2 tRNA genes are annotated in these 954 nt (G+C 50.3%); one reads left to right on the top strand and one right to left on the bottom strand.

The features are described from left to right. Positions 1 to 224: 224 nt before the first annotated feature. Positions 225 to 298, bottom strand: a tRNA-Ile gene (locus HMPREF3153_RS01070). Positions 299 to 796: 498 nt separating this feature from the next. Between HMPREF3153_RS01070 and HMPREF3153_RS01065 the strand changes: the two genes are divergently transcribed. After that, positions 797 to 869 (top strand) — tRNA-Asn (locus HMPREF3153_RS01065). Positions 870 to 954: the final 85 nt, after the last annotated feature.

The following is a 954-nucleotide window of genomic DNA, read 5'->3' as shown; positions in this document are numbered from 1 at the left end:
TTCTCAAATCAGCTTGACACAACATAGGAGCATCGCTCACGTAGGTTGAGAATCGGAGCCTCCCCACTGCAACCTACGAGTAGTGCAGCAGCGCCCAGAGTAGTAACCAGCAAACCAAGAGAGCGAGACTTTGGGAGAACCTCCGAGAGAGAAGAAGCAAGGCTTCTTCAAATAACAAAGGTTCACCCTGTGCGCTGGCACTTTGTGATGAGAATGCCTAAGAGTGGGGCCACCGGGGCTCGAACCCGGGACCAGCGGATTATGAGTCCGCGGCTCTAACCGACTGAGCTATAGCCCCCTATTTACACCCGACGGTGCGCTAATAGAATACATGCACGGCTTAAGACACCCACAAACGCCCCTTAAACTGCCTGCCCGTTATAAAAACTCAGAATTGAATCCCCTCGTCTTAAGGCATTGTTTCAACCGAAATAACAAAATAACCCAGTGGCACAAAGCACCTAACAGTTCCGCGCGCTCGTCACCTCGTCTTCTCCCTAAGGCAAAACAAGACGCATAAAAAGTGCTAAGTTCTTCCTGTTAGCCGCTTCTTCCACAAGGGACTCGGTTTCAAAACTGCACGTAGGTAGGTTAGGAACCCAACTCGACCACGGCAACACTTTACCGGTTTTAGCGTTAAAGCAACTGAAATTCGCCCCTTTTCAAGCCTTGAAATTGTACCGACACCTCCGAGCCAAAACCCGGCACGAGCTGGCGATTTGTAACAACCTACAAAGGTAGATATAGTTACTTCACGTCGCAGAGAGCACTTCCAACAGCTTTCCGCACACATTATTCCTCCATAGCTCAGTTGGCAGAGCATTCGACTGTTAATCGAAGGGTCACTGGTTCGAGCCCAGTTGGAGGAGCAGACAGGAACCGCCTGATTTCAGGCGGTTCTTTCTTCATTTTGTACCGCGTCTTGGGTTCAGACCGTCGTTGCACCACTTCTAG

Origin of the sequence: Corynebacterium sp. HMSC06C06, from assembly GCF_001807295.1 — a bacterium.
In the GTDB taxonomy this organism is placed as follows: domain Bacteria; phylum Actinomycetota; class Actinomycetes; order Mycobacteriales; family Mycobacteriaceae; genus Corynebacterium; species Corynebacterium striatum.
This window is presented reverse-complemented; position numbering and strand designations above follow the sequence as displayed.